The following is a 14,746-nucleotide window of genomic DNA, read 5'->3' as shown; positions in this document are numbered from 1 at the left end:
AACAGCGAATGTTTTCTTGACAGGAGTTTGAAAATTAAATCAGGGGACGCTCCCGACTTTTAGGAGGTTTTCATGGGTCGACAGCAAATAGTTACCGGACATCAGGTGCTTCGCAGGCCTCAAGTGCTTGATAAGATTGGCCTCCACCGAACCCGATTGTACGAGTTGATGGCCAGCGGCGAATTCCCACGGCCATTCAAGCTTGGAAAGCGAAGTGTTGGCTGGCTGGCTTCGGACATTGATGACTGGATCGAGCAGCGAATGAACGCCAGTAAGCTGGCCCGCAATTAATCGTGATTGAACACCGTGCCAACATTATTTATGAGATACGCGATGGTACTGGATTCACGCCCAGCCGACAGGGTGGCGACTGGCTGGATGAGTTACCTGCACAGTGAGCCGCCGACCGGCGTGACGGGAAATCTGTTAGTAGAAACCTAGCAGCGTTTGAGTATTTGGCTGGCCGTGCAAAAAGAAGCCCGTGGGTGAGGCCACGGGCTCGATTAGTTGATGAGACTGCTAATGTCCATACAAAGCATATGCCCATTTGAGAATCTCGCAAGATCACCAAGGTTCATCGTCCCATCGTGAAAAGTGGGGTATTTTATCCTACTTTTCCACCATCTTCGGCAACTATCTGCGGACCCGGACAGAGTTCGAAATAGTACAGCCAAATTCCGGAATCCGGAAAAAATTTGTTGCGCTCCCCGGTCCGTCAGAACGGGGTCAAACCGAGCCTCTGGAGCTTTCCCCGGCATAAGTCACCTTCTGCACCGAAGTCGTGTCTCCGATCAGGGTAATGTTGTCGACCGGACTACGGGCAGAGGTGACGGTCTCATAAAGCTGGCCATCGAGCCAACGAATCATCACTCCGACGGGAGCCGCGATCTTGAGCGCAGCAGCCGGCCGCTGTTCCGACGAGTCATTCAGCGCCGTGGTTGCGGCAATGATTTTTCTTCTGCAATTCGTCAATGGCTGCGCGTTCGGCTTTGACCAGCGCAGAGACTGCCTGATAGCTGATTCGGGCCTCCTTGAGTTGGGTGCGGGTATGGGCCAACTGATCGACCCATAGCTGGCGCTCGACTCTCCGATGTTCAGTTTTCGGCACTCTGAAGTTCAACTTTGAGGTTTTCGAGGCGCCGGCCGGATGCGTTCAAAGCATCAAGAAGGCGTGTCCGCAAATCGAGACTGAGGGCGTCGTTCATGGTTCCTCCTAGCGGGTTAGTTGACCTGACTTGTGGCGCTCAGACGTTTCTGGTTGCTTTCCACCCAAGCCTCAAACATGGTGATGTTATTTCCAGTGATGGCGAAGGGCATAAACACCTGCGCAGGTTCCACCTGACCCGATTCGATGATCGCTATCTGCGCATCAATCCAGTCCTTGAGAATGCGCCATGCAACCCACTCTGCCCGGTCACGCAGTTTGGCTTCGTAGTCGGTTTTGCTGCTTGCTCTGCGGAAGTTGAAGGGTTCATCTCGTAGCAGCACCCGGAACACTCCATCGATGTTCGCGGGAAGCTGGAAACAGCAGGGCACGCCACCCACCAACATCATGAAACGGATTCCGACAAATTTCCCATTGTTGTCGTACTGACTGGTAATCTCCCTTGCTCCCTTACGAATCAGCAGAGCGCTAATCTCGCCGACTGTACGGTCCGCAGGTACAGCCGTGGTGTAGTTCTTAATCGGCATTGGTTCCTCCTAGTGGAGAATTTTCCCCGTGGTCTTGCTAGTGCCAGCGGCAGCGTTTCGGAGCCGGCATTCGGTCGTGAACCTTTGGTCAGGGTGATGGGGTTTCTTGCGGTCCAGCGAAAGGTGAATTTTCATGCGTCCCCTCGCGTGTGGTTGGGCAAGCTCCACCGGGTTGTCGAACGTATCGACGCGCAGCATAGAAGCCGCTTGCGTGATAAATTCCCAATGAAAGTGCGCCAGCCGGCTTCTCGACGTACTTCATCGAGGGGTGAGTTGTCCGTAGCAAAGAATTCCTGCAGCCACTCGGTAGCTTTGGAACAGCGGTTCACTGTTTCGCTATTCATCGGGTTTCTCCCCTCGATTGGGGAATAGTGTGATTTGAGCGTCGTTGCCTCGGGATGGGGGGTTACCACCACCTAAGGCCTGCCGAGGAGTCAGGGGCGCGTCTAACGCTATTCCGCGTGGTGTTACAAAAACGGTCGAACTCTGTTTGCGATGGAGTGCCCGATGATCGGCACAGAGCCAGCTTCCGTCCGACATTCGGTACACCCCATTGACGTCATGCTGGTTCACGTCGCAGACGTAGCCGCCGACGAAGCCACCGCTGGCATAGGGAATCCTGACGCCGGCTTCTCGATTGACAGACCACTTGCGCAAAGGTCCACCGGGCCACATACGGCGAATTTCAACAGGCATGATTCCCTCCATCGCGGCCGGCTGCTTCGGCTAGACGTTCGTTGAACCATTCGGCGTAGGTGCGCCTTTGCGCTCTCTCTCCCCCGGACCCTCTCTCGACCGGGAGGGAGAGAGAGGGCACAGGCCCCGGCACTGGCACAGGCCCCGGCACTGGCACTGGCTCTGGCACTGGCACTGGCTCTGGCACTGGTCCCGCGCGCGCGCGGAGCCGGTTTTTTTGGTGTTTTGTCGAGACATTTGCCGGCTTTGTCTCGACATCAGGGGGGGGTGTCGCGACACCCTCCAATTCGATGAATGCCAGTCCGTTGCGCTCCAGACGCTTTTTCACCGCTTCGTCGGCGTGCTGGCTCCAGTGGTGGACCGACAAGCGGTACCTCTTGTGCCGGTCCAGCCAGTGGCAACGTACCAATGCGTTGATGAGCTTCTTCGGGTCGCCCCGGTAGTCAATGCCGAGGGCGATGTCTTCGTCGCTGATCTTGCCAATGTCCCCGCGTGGCGCTTCACGCGCGGTCATGTGCCACAGAAGCTCAAGTATCCCGACTGCCTGATAGAGCGGAATGTCGAGCATCCAGCACAGGCGCTTCATTTTCGTGTTGGTGGGCGCTTCACGTTTCATGCGCCACCGCCCCGTGCTATGCTTCCCGTGTTCATGGATCGCCTCCTTGGACCAATACTTCGTTTGCGAAAAGCCCGTTCCCTAGAGAACGGGCTTTTTCGTTTTTGGGTTCAGAGAGCCGGCTGACCTTCGGTGACAGCCGACTCCCCGGTCGGTTACGCTCGCGGAGTTGCAGAACCAACGTCCTTCAAGCGTTGGCCCGCATTCCAGTCCTGATAGTCGTGTTGCCGTTGGCGGTGCTTTGACAAGGCGTGCAGATTGCGAAAATGAGCCGGACAGTCCGGGCATTGGAACGGGCCGGAATAGACTTCGCGCTGGTAGCCGTGATGGTGTCGGCGGTGATTACCCAGCCCTTGCAAAGTGTCGAAACGGCTCACGCAATCCGGGCAGGCGAACTGCCGGGCTTCCAGCGCCTGATAGTCGGCAATCAATGCCAGCACTGCCTCAGCCAGAAGACGCCGGTCCCCACGGAGCAGCGACTCGACCGCGCTGCCCCGGTTGACTTGAGGCTGGTCGACAATGGACTGCGCCAAAGCCGTGACGTGCCGGACCTCGGCTTCCGCGAGCGGCCAGTTCATGACGTCACCACCGCCGGCCGATTACGGGCTTGAAAGGCCGCAGCCGCGAGAATCCTCACGACCAGATCGGTGGCCGGGATGCCTTCCTGACGGGCCAGTTCTTTATTCTCTTTCTCCAGTGCTTTCGGCAGGCGGGGGCGAAATGCGTTCTGGGTGGTATTGCTCATGCACGGTTCCTCTCAAGGAACACCTTGCGCCCGTGCGTCAACATTCCTGAGAGCACCTGTCTGTGGATTCTTGGGTTGTTGACAGACACACACACTTAACAACGGTCAATGTGCGCCGTGTAACCAGTAACTCCCTTTGGTAACAATGAGTTACGGCGCACGGCCCGGCGCGACCTCTGTATCTTGTCGAGAATCAATGGGTTGCGGAGTTCCGGCGCGCCGCTCCCGCGGTAAGTTGGTGTAAGTGTTTTGTATGGTTTGGGTTGCGGCTTGTCGCCGCGCGCGTTGCTTTGACCTAATGCTCCGGAGTCATTCGTTCCGACCTATTGATTCGCAGTCAATCGTTCTGTGCGCCAGCGCAACGACCTGAAAGCTCAAGGCAAGTGACCATAGCGATAGGGGACTCGGCGACTTCTGCGGGAACCGCAACTGTGGGCGTCCCGACTGCGTATGAACCAATGAAACTAAAGTATCTATGCCTCGCGCTGGCGCTGGCGCCGTTTGGGTGCGAAAAGCCTCAGGCACCGATTGAAAAGCCTCAGGCACCGATTAAGGAAGTAGTGGCTGCGACGCGGCCACCGGACATACCCACGCTCGAAGAGCAAGTCCAGTGCGAGAAATACGCTCGCGCTTTTTACAAGGAAGTCGACTACAACAATGCCGACTACTCTAGCCACTACAACACCGGGATGAAAAAGTGCTTCGTTGCGATTCATTCCTCTCAGTGGAACAGCGGCATGCTGTGGACAACGAACCAGTTGTATGACGCCGTGGAGCGGAGGATTTACGGGTCCTACATGTGGCACAACGACGCGGTGAAGAAATATTGGGAAGTTGAGCCTGTCGAGTGCTATGTCAAAACTAGCGGGGAAAAGAAATTCTGCAAGTCCGATTATGAGTTCGAGCAGCTGGCAAGTGAGTACATGGATGTCAGCTTTTAAGAGCAACAAGGGTGCAATTTTCGACAAATATTTCGGATGCCAATCATTCTAGTGAAAAAACTCTTCAGCGCGTCCGCAGTCCTCAGACGGCCTCAGACGTGCAATCGCGCCTTCTTTGGCAATCGGGACGCACAATAAGGAAACCCACCCCGAGCGCCCGAAACTGGCGCAATCGAATTTTATCTCCGCCGCTGGATGTGACCGGCAGACACCGATTCCTCATGCCTATGCGGCGTTGATTCGTATTCTTGTAGCCAACGAAACACCAAGATACGTGTGCGATATTAGAGACACAAACAACAAAGTCAGAACAGGCACGAATTGACTGAGGACAATGCCTCCCGCAACCAAGAACCAGAATCCTGAACAGATTGCACGCGACCAGATTGACGCCAAGCTGACCGAGGCGGGGTGGCAGGTCCAGGCCAAAGACAAAATCAATTTCAATGCCGGTCAGGGTGTCGCCGTGCGCGAATACCAGACCGACATCGGCCCCGCCGACTACGTGCTTTTCGTGGACCGCCGCACCGTCGGCGTCATCGAAGCCAAGCCAGACGATTGGGGCCACAAAATCACGACCGTTGAGGAGCAGTCGGAGGGATACGCCGCCGCCAAGCTCAAATGGGTAGAGAAAAAACAGCCGTTGCCGTTCGTTTATGAAAGCACCGACGTCATCACCCGCTTCACCGACGGGCGTGACCCCAAACCCCGTTCGCGGGAGGTATTCACATTCCACCGGCCAGAAACAATGGCCGAGTGGCTGTCTAAGCCCAAATCGCTCCGCGCACGCCTTCATGACATTCCGCCGCTAGACCCTGCTGGTTTCCGCGATTGCCAGATTAAGGCCATTGAGAATCTGGAAACATCCTTCAAGGCTGACAAGCCCCGCGCCCTTATCCAAATGGCCACAGGTGCAGGCAAGACCTTCACGGCGATTACGTCCGTGTACCGCCTTCTCAAGTTTGCCGACGCGAAACGCATTTTGTTTTTGGTGGACACGAAGAACCTTGGCGAGCAGGCAGAGCAGGAGTTCATGTCCTACCTGCCCAACGACGATAACCGGAAATTCACCGAGCTATACAACGTCCAGCGCCTCAAGTCGCCGTTCATTGCGTCGAGCAATCAGGTCTGCATCAGCACAATTCAGCGAATGTATTCCATCCTCAAAGACGAGCCGTTGGACGAGGCCGCCGAGGAAGTAAGCCCGGAAAACATGGTGCGCCCGAAAGAGCCGCTCCCCGTCGTCTACAACGCAAAGGTTCCGCCCGAGTTTTTCGACTTCATCATTATCGACGAGTGCCACCGCTCCATCTACAACGTCTGGCGGCAGGTGCTCGAATACTTCGATGCATTTCTGATTGGCCTCACCGCCACGCCGGACGCGCGCACCTACGGCTTTTTCAAAAAGAACGTGGTTAGCGAATATAGCCATGAAAAAGCTGTGTCAGACGGCGTGAACGTCGGCAATGAGGTCTACGTTATTGAAACCGACGTGACGAGGCGCGGCGCTCTTATCAAAGCCGAACAGCAGATTGAAAAGCGCGAACGGATGACGCGCAAAAAGCGTTGGGAGCGGCAGGATGAGGACGAGCAGTATTCAGCGACTCGGCTTGACCGTGATGTGGTAAACCCCGACCAGATACGCACCGTCGTCCGCACCTTCCGGGACAAGTTGCCGGAGATATTCCCCGGACGCGCGGAGGTGCCAAAGACGCTCATCTTTGCTAAAACCGACAGCCACGCCGACGACATCATCCAGACCGTCCGCGAGGAGTTCGGCGAAGGCAACGACTTTTGCAAGAAAGTCACCTATCAGGCCGACGACCCTAAATCCGTCCTCGCGCAGTTTCGGAACAACTACTATCCGCGCATTGCCGTGACCGTGGACATGATTGCCACCGGCACGGACGTAAAGCCGCTTGAGTGCCTCGTCTTCATGCGCGACGTGCGGAGCCGGAATTATTTCGAGCAGATGAAGGGTCGCGGTACACGCGTGCTGGACGCGGATGACCTCAAGAAAGTCACGCCCTCAGCTATCGCCAAGACGCACTATGTCATCGTGGACGCGGTGAGCGTCACCAAATCACTCAAGACGGCAAGCCAACCGCTCATCACCAAACCCACCGTCCTGCTCAAAGACCTTGCAACCGGCGTCATGATGGGCGTGCGGGATGAAGATACCGTAAGCTCGCTTGCCGGTCGCCTCGCGCGGCTTGAACGGGAACTCACAGACGACGACCGCGCCCGCATCAGCGAACTCGCGGGCGGCACGCGCCTGACCGATATTGTCAAAGGACTGCTTGACGCCATTGACCCGGACCGCATCGAGGACACGGCCAAGCAAGCGGCCAAGGGCGCGGAGCCGACTGACGAACAGCGCACCCAGGCGCGCGACAAACTCGTGGGCCACGCCGCGAACGTATTCACCGGCCCGCTCATCAATCTCATTGACAATATCCGCCGCGAAAAAGAGCAGACCATCGACCACGACAATCTAGACACGGTACTGACGGCGGCATGGGATGGCGACGCGAAGGAAAACGCGCAAAACCTGACGAAAGATTTTGCTGCGTATCTGAAAGAACACCGCGACAAGGTAGAGGCGCTGACGATATTTTTCAGCCAGCCCGCGAGACGCTCCGAAATAACCTACGCAATGATTAAGAGCCTGTTCGACGCGCTAAGAGCCGACCGGCCCAAACTCGCGCCTATCCGCGTTTGGCGCGCCTACGCGCTGTTGGACGACTACAAGGGAGAGAACCCTGCGAACGAACTAACGGCCATTGTCGCGCTCATCCGCCGCGTCTGCGGGCTCGACGAAAAGATTGCGCCTTACGCAGAAACCGTGCGCCGCAACTTTCAGATGTGGATTCTTAAACGCCACAGCGGCGCGGGACAGAAATTCAACGACGAACAGATGGAATGGCTTCGGATGATACGCGACCACATTGCCACGTCCATCCACATCGAGCGTGACGACTTCGACATGGCCCCCTTCGACGCCAAAGGCGGACTTGGAAAAATGTATCAGCTCTTCGGCGAAAGCATGGACACGGTGCTCCATGAAATGAATGAGGCGTTGGCGGCATGAGTGACCTTCCCGGACAATTGCCGTTCACTTGGCTCCCTGCGCGGCTCTCGGAGATAGCGGACATCAATCCGAAAGTGAACAAGTCCGAAATTCCAGACGACCTTGAAGTTTCGTTTGTGCCGATGCCAGCGGTACAAGAGCTTACTGGCCACATCGACGTTAGTACGTCCCGCCAGTTCGCCGAGGTCAAGAAGGGCTACACGCCCTTTCTTGAGGGCGACGTGCTCTTCGCCAAAATAACCCCGTGCATGGAAAACGGGAAAATGGCCGTCGTTCCTGCGCTCAAGAATGGATATGGCTTCGGTTCTACGGAGTTTCACGTTGTGAGGCCATACTCAGATATTGACGCGAAGTATATCTATTACTTCGTTTCATCCCAACGCTTCCGTGCCGATGCCGAGCACAATATGACCGGCGCTGTTGGTCAGCGGCGCGTACCGACTCTCTACATTTCCGAGCGGTGTATCCCCATTGCTCCGTATAAAGAGCAACGCCGCATCGTCCTCAAGATTGAGGAGCTGTTCTCCGAACTGGATAAGGGCATCGAGGCCCTGACTATCGCTCGCGAACAGCTCAAAGTCTACCGCCAATCCGTCCTCAAACACGCCTTCAAGGGTAAGCTGACAGAGGGTTGGAGAAACAGCAACAAGGGGGGCCTAAAGGGTTCAGATGCAATCGCTCAAGAAATTGCAAGACATAAAGGTCGCGATATTGTCCGCGTGGTTGCGCCAGAACTGCCAGACGAATGGGCCTGTGTTCGGGCTGAAGATGTATGCGCTTTTATCACAAAAGGCTCAACCCCCCAAAAGGATGCCCTGCATGGCGGGGCTGGAGATATTCCGTTCATTAAGGTCTATAACCTGACCACCTCAGGCCGATTAGACTTCTCAGTCAATCCGACTTTCGTTGGCAAGAAGACGCATGATGGGTTCCTGTCGAGGTCCAAGGTGTACCCAAATGATGTCCTAATGAATATCGTCGGCCCTCCGCTAGGCAAGGTTTCCATTGTTCCTGACACTTTTGCAGAGTGGAACATAAATCAGGCCATTGCCATCTTTAGGACGCCGTTTATTCGACCGAAAGTCTTGGCGCATTACCTCACTTACGAGGGAACGTTGCGCGCCCTTGAAAAGAAATCAAAAGCTACAGCGGGCCAATTCAACCTTACTTTGGAGATTTGTCGTGACATTCCCTTGCCCGTGATGGATTGTCGCGAACAGGAGATTTTAGAGGAACGTCTGGAGAGTACGCTATCTGCATTATCGGCACTGGAGACAGAGATTTCTCAAGGTATGGCTGAATCGCACATTCTCCGCCAATCCATCCTGAAAAAGGCATTCTCCGGACAGCTTGTGCCGCAGGACACGAAGGACGAACCCGCCTCCGTGTTGCTTGAGCGCATCCGCACCGAGCGGGACGGCGCGCCAGCAAAGAAATCTCGCAGCGGTAAAAACGGAAAGAAGAACGCCGAATGATGACCGAATCCATCGTTTCCAAGGTTTGGGCCTTTTGCAACACGCTCCGGGACGACGGCGTGAGCTATGGCGACTATTTGGAACAGTTGACCTATCTCATCTTCCTCAAAATGGCAGATGAATACGCCAAGCCGCCGTATAACCGCGACGTTGGCATCCCGGCCAAGTACACCTGGGTGACGCTGAAGGCTAAACGCGGCGCGGAACTGGAAGGGCACTACATCGAACTCCTGCGCGAACTCGGCAAGCGCAAGGACGTGTTGGGGCAGATCTTCACCAAGTCGCAAAACAAGATTCAGGACCCGGCCAAGCTCTATCGCCTCATCGACATGATTGATGAAGTTCAATGGGTCATGATGGGCGCGGACGTGAAAGGCGACATCTACGAGGGCTTGCTTGAGAGGAACGCCGAAGACACCAAGTCGGGAGCGGGCCAATACTTCACGCCGCGCGCCCTTATCCGTGCAATGGTCGAATGTATGCGACCGGAGCCGGGCAAAACCATTGCTGACCCGGCCTGCGGCACCGGCGGATTCTTCCTTGCCTGTTATGACTTCCTGACCAACTCCGGCAACTATCAGCTCGACAAAGCGCAGAAAGCCGCGCTCAAGCACAAAACTTTCTATGGCAACGAAATTGTCGCTAACACCCGCCGCTTGTGCCTGATGAATATGTTCCTGCACAACATCGGCGAGATTGACGGCGACGTGCTCATTTCCCCCAATGATTCTCTTGTTGCACCCTCCAGTCAGTCTTATGACTTCGTGCTGACAAATCCGCCCTTTGGTAAAAAAAGCTCCATGACCTTTACGAATGAAGAGGGCGAAGAAGAGACGGACGACCTGACCTATAACCGTCAGGATTTTTGGGCGACAACATCGAACAAGCAATTGAATTTCGTCCAGCACATTCGTACCATGCTCAAGACCACGGGCCGCGCCGCCGTTGTGGTGCCTGACAACGTACTTTTCGAGGGCGGCGCAGGCGAGACGGTGCGGCAAAATCTTCTCAAAACGACCGAGCTTCACACGATCCTGCGTCTGCCCACCGGCATTTTTTACGCCCAGGGTGTGAAGGCAAACGTGATTTTCTTCGACAACCACGAGGCCAGCAAGACGCCATGGACGCGGGATGTCTGGTACTACGACTATCGCACCAACATTCATCACACGCTGAAACAGAAGCCACTCCGCTTCGAGCATCTGGCCGAGTTTATCGAGTGCTACAACCCCAAGAACCGGTACCAGCGCAAGGCGACGTGGGACGCGGAAAAGAACCCCGAGGGTCGTTGGCGCAAGTTCACTTATGACGAGCTGACGGTGCGCGACAAGACCAGCCTTGATATTTTCTGGCTCAAAGACAAGGGCCTGACCGACCTCGACAACCTCCCCGAGCCGGACTCGCTCGCCGAGGACATCATTGAGAATCTCGAATCCGGCCTCGCCAGCTTCCGCGCCGTGCTTAAAGGATTGAGAACGGTGGGCTAATCACGAGGACGGAAAACCAATTTCAACCCCCGACCCGTGGGGCTGCCGGGTAACCACTTATCGGGCCTATAAAGCACATTTCCGGAATCCGGAAATAGCCAGCCTACTGGATAATTAGCGCATTGGGGCCAAGTGAAAAACACATCCAGGTGCGGCCGCAATACAACGGCTGGGGCAGTGCGAAGCCTCGATAGCACCTGAAGGGATCGTCCTTTAGCGACTGAGACGGCTCAGAAATGATGTGAGCGCCGACAAAGAGATGTCTGAGCACCGAGTCATCCTCGATGCAGGTGGAATGCCACAGCAGCACCTTTTTTCTGCTTTCCGGTCAATTCCGCCTCCTTCACTTCACGATGATGGCGGTCGGATGCGCTTCGAGCAGGCTGTTTTGCGCGGCCTCATCAGATCGCACCCGGCCTATGATCCCAGGCTGCCCTTCCTCATCCTCCACCCGGAAGTAATAAAACCCTTCACCTCTCTCCGGGATCACGTCGATGTAGAACCTAGTCCGAAACTCTGGCTGGGGTAATCCAGTCGGGAAGTGGGCCAAGTGTTCTCCACCCCCATTTATCCCTTGCTGCATTGTCCGCGCCAGCGCACAAAACTCAAAGACGCTCATCGAGCGCGCTTCGTCTTCGGTCATGGCCTCCATACGTGCCAGAAGCCTCTGCATCATCCGCGCCCGCAACTGAACTTGCTGCTGGAGGGTCTGCTCATTGATGCGGGCAGCCTCGTAGTTGTCCCATTCGAGAGCACGTCTCACCCAGCGATGCTGACGACTCCATCGCCCGACAGCCTGCTTCGAGACGTGCAACATCTGAGCAACCTGCGTCAATGACCTCTGGATGCCTGCATCGCGGTATAAGCAAAATGCATGAAAGGCTTTAGCGGATTCATCTGGCTGTCGCTCCCACAGGTAGACGGCAACACCCGGCGTAGACGGAGGCAACACATTCATGAAGGCTTCCTACAATGTCCGACGGAGCCGGGAGAGTAACCGTCCCCGACTTCGACAGCCTCGCCCTCACACGACGAGGCTGACCGTGCGCTGTCTCAGCTTGTCCAGATAATCAGACCATGCCTGCATCATCCCGATACGCTGAGGTAAATACTTCGCGTGATTGTAAGCGGCCTCCACCTGATTGCGCTTCTGGTGCGCAAGCTGCGCTTCGATGTATTTCGACTCGTAGCCCTGCTCATTGAGGATGGTGGAAGCCACGCCTCGGAAGCCATGGCCCGTCATCCTGCCTTGATAACCCATTCTCTTGAGTGCCATCAGAATCGTGCCATTGCTCATGGGTTGATTCCGCTTCAGTCCCGCAAACACATACTCAGACGTGCCAGCGAGTTCTTTCAGCCGTGCCAATATCGACAGTGCCTGTTTGGACAACGGAATGGTATGCATGCGCTTCATCTTCATGCGTTCGGGGGGAATATCCCACCGGCGATGCTCGATATCGAACTCGCTCCACTTCGCGTTAATCAGTTCGCTGGTTCTCACGAAGGTATGCGCCAACAACTGCATCGCCAGCCGCGTCTGTTCACCCGCATACGCATCTATGGCGTGCAGCAGCTTGGGCAGTTCCTTAGCATCGACTCTGGCATAGTTCTGCTTCTCCGTCTTCGGCAGCACGTCCTTGGGTTTGAAACTCGCCACCGGATTGTGCTCCGCCAGCTTGTGAATGACCGCGTAACGGAAGACGCTGCTGGTGACCTGATACGCTCTCTTGCTCAGGTCAGCCACACCACGATCTGCAATCGCCCGGAGCATGTTCACAGTCTCCAGCGATTCAATCTCCGCTACCGGACGGGAGCCAATCCGAGGCAGAATGTCTTTCTCCAGACGGCTCCAGACGTAAGCTGCGTGTCTCTCGCTCTGCCCCTGCTTCCAGTGCTCATGCCACTGCTTCGCCACATGCCGAAAGGTGTGCTGCACCTGTTGCCGCTGCACCTGCTTCTCCACCTTGCGGCGGGCCATCGGGTCGATATTGTCAGCCAGCAGTTCCCGCGCATCCTGACATCGCTTGCGGGCTTTTTCCAGTGAGACATCCGGATACTTGCCAAATGCCATCAGCTTTTCGGAACCGTAATAACGGTACTTCCATCGAAAAAGTTTGGCCGCGCCAGGTGTGACCAGCACATAAAAGCCCCGCCCATCAGCCAGCCGATAGGCTTTTGCCTTGGGTTTGGCATTCTTGACCTTTGTGTCCGTTAGCTTCAAAGATACCCCCGTAAATACCCCCAGATAGGAGCGGATTTTAGTGTATCGTGGCGAACGATAACGGATAATGGAATAGTGGATTTATGTAGGTAGATTGCTAGTATTTTGTCGATTAGCTGGACTGTAATGGACTGTACCGGACGGTATGCTGGCGGAGAGAGAGGGATTCGAACCCTCGATAGAGCTTTTGACCCTATAACGGTTTAGCAAACCGCCGCCTTCGGCCACTCGGCCATCTCTCCGCGGCGTGTGCTCTGATTATATAGGAACGATCTCCCAGCGGCGCACTTGGCCAATTGTAGCTTTTCATTTTCACTCCACGCATGAAGTCAGTTATGGGCCGTCCTGATTTCCTGCACTTTTCCTTCCTGTTTCTTTTAGAGTTCCAATAGCGGCCGCTTCACAGGGAGGAATCTGAAGTCAACGCCATCGCCGCATTCTCGAAGCAAAAATCACGCATGCGCCGCATGCGTCTAGTGCCGCTCATTGCTGCAACTTACTTCATGGTCTCTGGCGGCCCTTACGGTATTGAGGACATCCTCGGCGGCGCGGGCTATACGAAGGCCCTCATCATCCTCGTCCTCTTCCCGTTTCTTTGGAGCTTCCCCACCGCGCTCATGCTGGGCGAACTCACCAGCGCCATCCCTTCTGAAGGTGGATTCTATGTCTGGGTGCGTCGCGCCATGGGGCCGTTCTGGGGGTATCAGGAGGCGTGGCTCTCGCTCATGGCCAGCATCTTCGACATGGCCATCTACCCAACGCTATTCGTCCTCTACCTCGGCAAGCTTTTCCCCACATGGACCGCAGGCTCGCGAAGCATCACCTGGGAAGTCGTGCTGGTTGCCATCTGCTGCCTCTGGAACCTCTGCGGAGCGCCCGCCGTCGGCGAAGGGTCTGTCACGCTCTTCGTTCTCCTGCTCTCGCCCTTTGCCGTTCTCGTCGTGCTCTGTTTTCTTCGCAGTCCGCATTGGCAGGCCCACGCAACCGCCTTTACCGGAGGCAGCATCAGCACCGCCGTCATTGTCGCACTGTGGAACTACATGGGTTGGGACAACGCCTCGACCGTTGCTGAAGAAGTCGAGAATCCGCGCCGCAACTATCCCTTGGCTATGCTTTCCGCTGCCGGGCTTGTTGCCATCTCTTACATCCTGCCGGTATTGGCCTTAGCGTATGCCGGGGTTGCGGTGAATCAGTTCACAACCGGATCGTGGACTGACGCGGCTCATATGCTCGGAGGTCCGCTGCTGGGCATTGCCGTCGTCGTCTGCGGAATGATCAGCGGTCTCGGCATGTTCAATGCGCTTGTTATGTCGTACACGCGCCTGCCCATGGTACTGGCGCATGACGGCATGCTCCCGTCATGGATGGCGCTGAAAAACAGGCGCGGCGTCCCGTGGGTTGCGATCATCGTCTGCGGCATTGCCTGGGCCGCGGCGCTTGGCTTCCGATTCGAAGAGCTGATCTCCATCGATCTCATCCTTTACGGCAGCAGCCTCCTGCTCGAATTCGTTGCTCTTGCCGTGCTGCGCTTCAAAGAACCAGACTTGCAACGCCCCTTCCGTGCCGGCAATCTCTTCATGGCCTGTACTCTCGGCCTTCCGCCCGCACTGCTTATTGCATATGTAATGTATGCCGCGCGCGACGAGCGCATGGCGCATATGCCAGCGCTCTTGTTTGGATTTCTCATCGCCCTCGCCGGGCCGATCTTCTACTGGATCTCGCGCAAACGCTGGGGCCAGAAGGCTATGGGCGAATCAGCACTTGCCCCCAGCGGCGATTGAC

The 14,746-nt window shown here is 56.1% G+C and carries 14 protein-coding genes and 1 tRNA gene; 7 read left to right on the top strand and 8 right to left on the bottom strand.

The window, feature by feature from the left end; translation table 11 throughout:
- The first annotated feature begins 72 nt into the window (after positions 1–72).
- Entirely contained in the window at positions 73–291 is a 219-nt protein-coding gene (locus VEV40_RS02060) for a helix-turn-helix transcriptional regulator (protein WP_324829780.1), read from the top strand.
- Positions 292–726: 435 nt separating this feature from the next.
- On the opposite strand, the gene VEV40_RS02055 is transcribed toward VEV40_RS02060, so the two are convergent.
- Entirely contained in the window at positions 727–867 is a 141-nt protein-coding gene (locus VEV40_RS02055; protein WP_324829779.1) for a hypothetical protein, read from the bottom strand.
- 22 nt (positions 868–889) lie between these two features.
- Between VEV40_RS02055 and VEV40_RS02050 the strand changes: the two genes are divergently transcribed.
- A complete protein-coding gene (locus tag VEV40_RS02050) occupies positions 890–1,072 on the top strand; it encodes a hypothetical protein (protein ID WP_324829778.1) in 183 nt (60 codons plus the stop codon).
- Positions 1,073–1,221: 149 nt separating this feature from the next.
- Here VEV40_RS02050 and VEV40_RS02045 read toward each other — a convergent pair whose 3' ends face one another.
- The 4 genes from VEV40_RS02045 to VEV40_RS02030 all read right to left on the bottom strand — a co-directional run bounded on the left by VEV40_RS02045 (position 1,222) and on the right by VEV40_RS02030 (position 3,749).
- Positions 1,222–1,692 (bottom strand): hypothetical protein, encoded by a 471-nt coding sequence (locus VEV40_RS02045; RefSeq protein WP_324829776.1) that lies wholly within the window; start codon positions 1,690–1,692, stop codon positions 1,222–1,224.
- A 685-nt stretch (positions 1,693–2,377) separates the two neighbouring features.
- On the bottom strand, positions 2,378–3,004 hold the full coding sequence (locus VEV40_RS02040) for a hypothetical protein (RefSeq protein ID WP_324829775.1): 627 nt from the start codon (positions 3,002–3,004) through the stop codon (positions 2,378–2,380).
- 155 nt (positions 3,005–3,159) lie between these two features.
- Positions 3,160–3,582 carry a C2H2-type zinc finger protein gene (locus VEV40_RS02035; RefSeq protein ID WP_324829774.1) on the bottom strand — a complete coding sequence of 141 codons (423 nt, stop codon included), beginning with the start codon at positions 3,580–3,582 and terminating at the stop codon, positions 3,160–3,162.
- Positions 3,579–3,749, bottom strand: coding sequence for a hypothetical protein (locus tag VEV40_RS02030; protein ID WP_324829773.1), 171 nt, complete (start codon positions 3,747–3,749; stop codon positions 3,579–3,581). Before VEV40_RS02030 ends, VEV40_RS02035 begins: the two co-directional genes overlap by 4 nt.
- A gap of 383 nt (positions 3,750–4,132) precedes the next feature.
- Here VEV40_RS02030 and VEV40_RS02025 point away from each other — a divergent pair, with 383 nt between their 5' ends.
- From VEV40_RS02025 to VEV40_RS02010, 4 genes are all read left to right on the top strand, one after another.
- Entirely contained in the window at positions 4,133–4,690 is a 558-nt protein-coding gene (locus tag VEV40_RS02025) for a hypothetical protein (RefSeq protein WP_324829772.1), read from the top strand.
- A gap of 334 nt (positions 4,691–5,024) precedes the next feature.
- Positions 5,025–7,781 (top strand): DEAD/DEAH box helicase family protein, encoded by a 2,757-nt coding sequence (locus tag VEV40_RS02020; protein ID WP_324829771.1) that lies wholly within the window; start codon positions 5,025–5,027, stop codon positions 7,779–7,781.
- On the top strand, positions 7,778–9,256 hold the full coding sequence (locus VEV40_RS02015; protein WP_324829770.1) for a restriction endonuclease subunit S: 1,479 nt from the start codon (positions 7,778–7,780) through the stop codon (positions 9,254–9,256). The genes VEV40_RS02020 and VEV40_RS02015 overlap by 4 nt, the downstream gene beginning before the upstream one ends.
- Positions 9,253–10,743 carry a class I SAM-dependent DNA methyltransferase gene (locus VEV40_RS02010; protein WP_324829769.1) on the top strand — a complete coding sequence of 497 codons (1,491 nt, stop codon included), beginning with the start codon at positions 9,253–9,255 and terminating at the stop codon, positions 10,741–10,743. The genes VEV40_RS02015 and VEV40_RS02010 overlap by 4 nt, the downstream gene beginning before the upstream one ends.
- A 343-nt stretch (positions 10,744–11,086) precedes the next feature.
- On the opposite strand, the gene VEV40_RS02005 is transcribed toward VEV40_RS02010, so the two are convergent.
- From VEV40_RS02005 to VEV40_RS01995, 3 genes are all read right to left on the bottom strand, one after another.
- Positions 11,087–11,701 carry a hypothetical protein gene (locus VEV40_RS02005; RefSeq protein ID WP_324829768.1) on the bottom strand — a complete coding sequence of 205 codons (615 nt, stop codon included), beginning with the start codon at positions 11,699–11,701 and terminating at the stop codon, positions 11,087–11,089.
- Between the two features lie 66 nt (positions 11,702–11,767).
- A complete protein-coding gene (locus tag VEV40_RS02000; protein WP_324829767.1) occupies positions 11,768–12,964 on the bottom strand; it encodes a tyrosine-type recombinase/integrase in 1,197 nt (398 codons plus the stop codon).
- Positions 12,965–13,113: 149 nt separating this feature from the next.
- Positions 13,114–13,206, bottom strand: a tRNA-Ser gene (locus VEV40_RS01995).
- A gap of 216 nt (positions 13,207–13,422) precedes the next feature.
- Between VEV40_RS01995 and VEV40_RS01990 the strand changes: the two genes are divergently transcribed.
- A complete protein-coding gene (locus VEV40_RS01990) occupies positions 13,423–14,745 on the top strand; it encodes an APC family permease (protein ID WP_324829766.1) in 1,323 nt (440 codons plus the stop codon).
- The last annotated feature ends 1 nt before the right edge of the window (position 14,746 follow it).

This window comes from Alloacidobacterium sp., assembly GCF_035631355.1.
In the GTDB taxonomy this organism is placed as follows: domain Bacteria; phylum Acidobacteriota; class Terriglobia; order Terriglobales; family Acidobacteriaceae; genus Alloacidobacterium.
The sequence above is the reverse complement of the archived record's forward strand: the minus strand, read 5'-3'. Positions and strand labels throughout refer to the sequence as shown.

Excerpts from the sequence above, each read along its gene's own strand:
- VEV40_RS02060 (WP_324829780.1), top strand. The coding sequence starts at position 73 with ATGGGTCGACAGCAAATAGTTACCGGACATCAGGTGCTTCGCAGGCCT.
- VEV40_RS02055 (WP_324829779.1), bottom strand. The coding sequence starts at position 867 with ATGATTCGTTGGCTCGATGGCCAGCTTTATGAGACCGTCACCTCTGCC.
- VEV40_RS02045 (WP_324829776.1), bottom strand. The coding sequence starts at position 1,692 with ATGCCGATTAAGAACTACACCACGGCTGTACCTGCGGACCGTACAGTC.
- VEV40_RS02040 (WP_324829775.1), bottom strand. The coding sequence starts at position 3,004 with ATGAAACGTGAAGCGCCCACCAACACGAAAATGAAGCGCCTGTGCTGG.
- VEV40_RS02035 (WP_324829774.1), bottom strand. The coding sequence starts at position 3,582 with ATGAACTGGCCGCTCGCGGAAGCCGAGGTCCGGCACGTCACGGCTTTG.
- VEV40_RS02030 (WP_324829773.1), bottom strand. The coding sequence starts at position 3,749 with ATGAGCAATACCACCCAGAACGCATTTCGCCCCCGCCTGCCGAAAGCA.
- VEV40_RS02020 (WP_324829771.1), top strand. The coding sequence starts at position 5,025 with ATGCCTCCCGCAACCAAGAACCAGAATCCTGAACAGATTGCACGCGAC.
- VEV40_RS02015 (WP_324829770.1), top strand. The coding sequence starts at position 7,778 with ATGAGTGACCTTCCCGGACAATTGCCGTTCACTTGGCTCCCTGCGCGG.
- VEV40_RS02010 (WP_324829769.1), top strand. The coding sequence starts at position 9,253 with ATGATGACCGAATCCATCGTTTCCAAGGTTTGGGCCTTTTGCAACACG.
- VEV40_RS02005 (WP_324829768.1), bottom strand. The coding sequence starts at position 11,701 with ATGAATGTGTTGCCTCCGTCTACGCCGGGTGTTGCCGTCTACCTGTGG.
- VEV40_RS01990 (WP_324829766.1), top strand. The coding sequence starts at position 13,423 with ATGCGCCGCATGCGTCTAGTGCCGCTCATTGCTGCAACTTACTTCATG.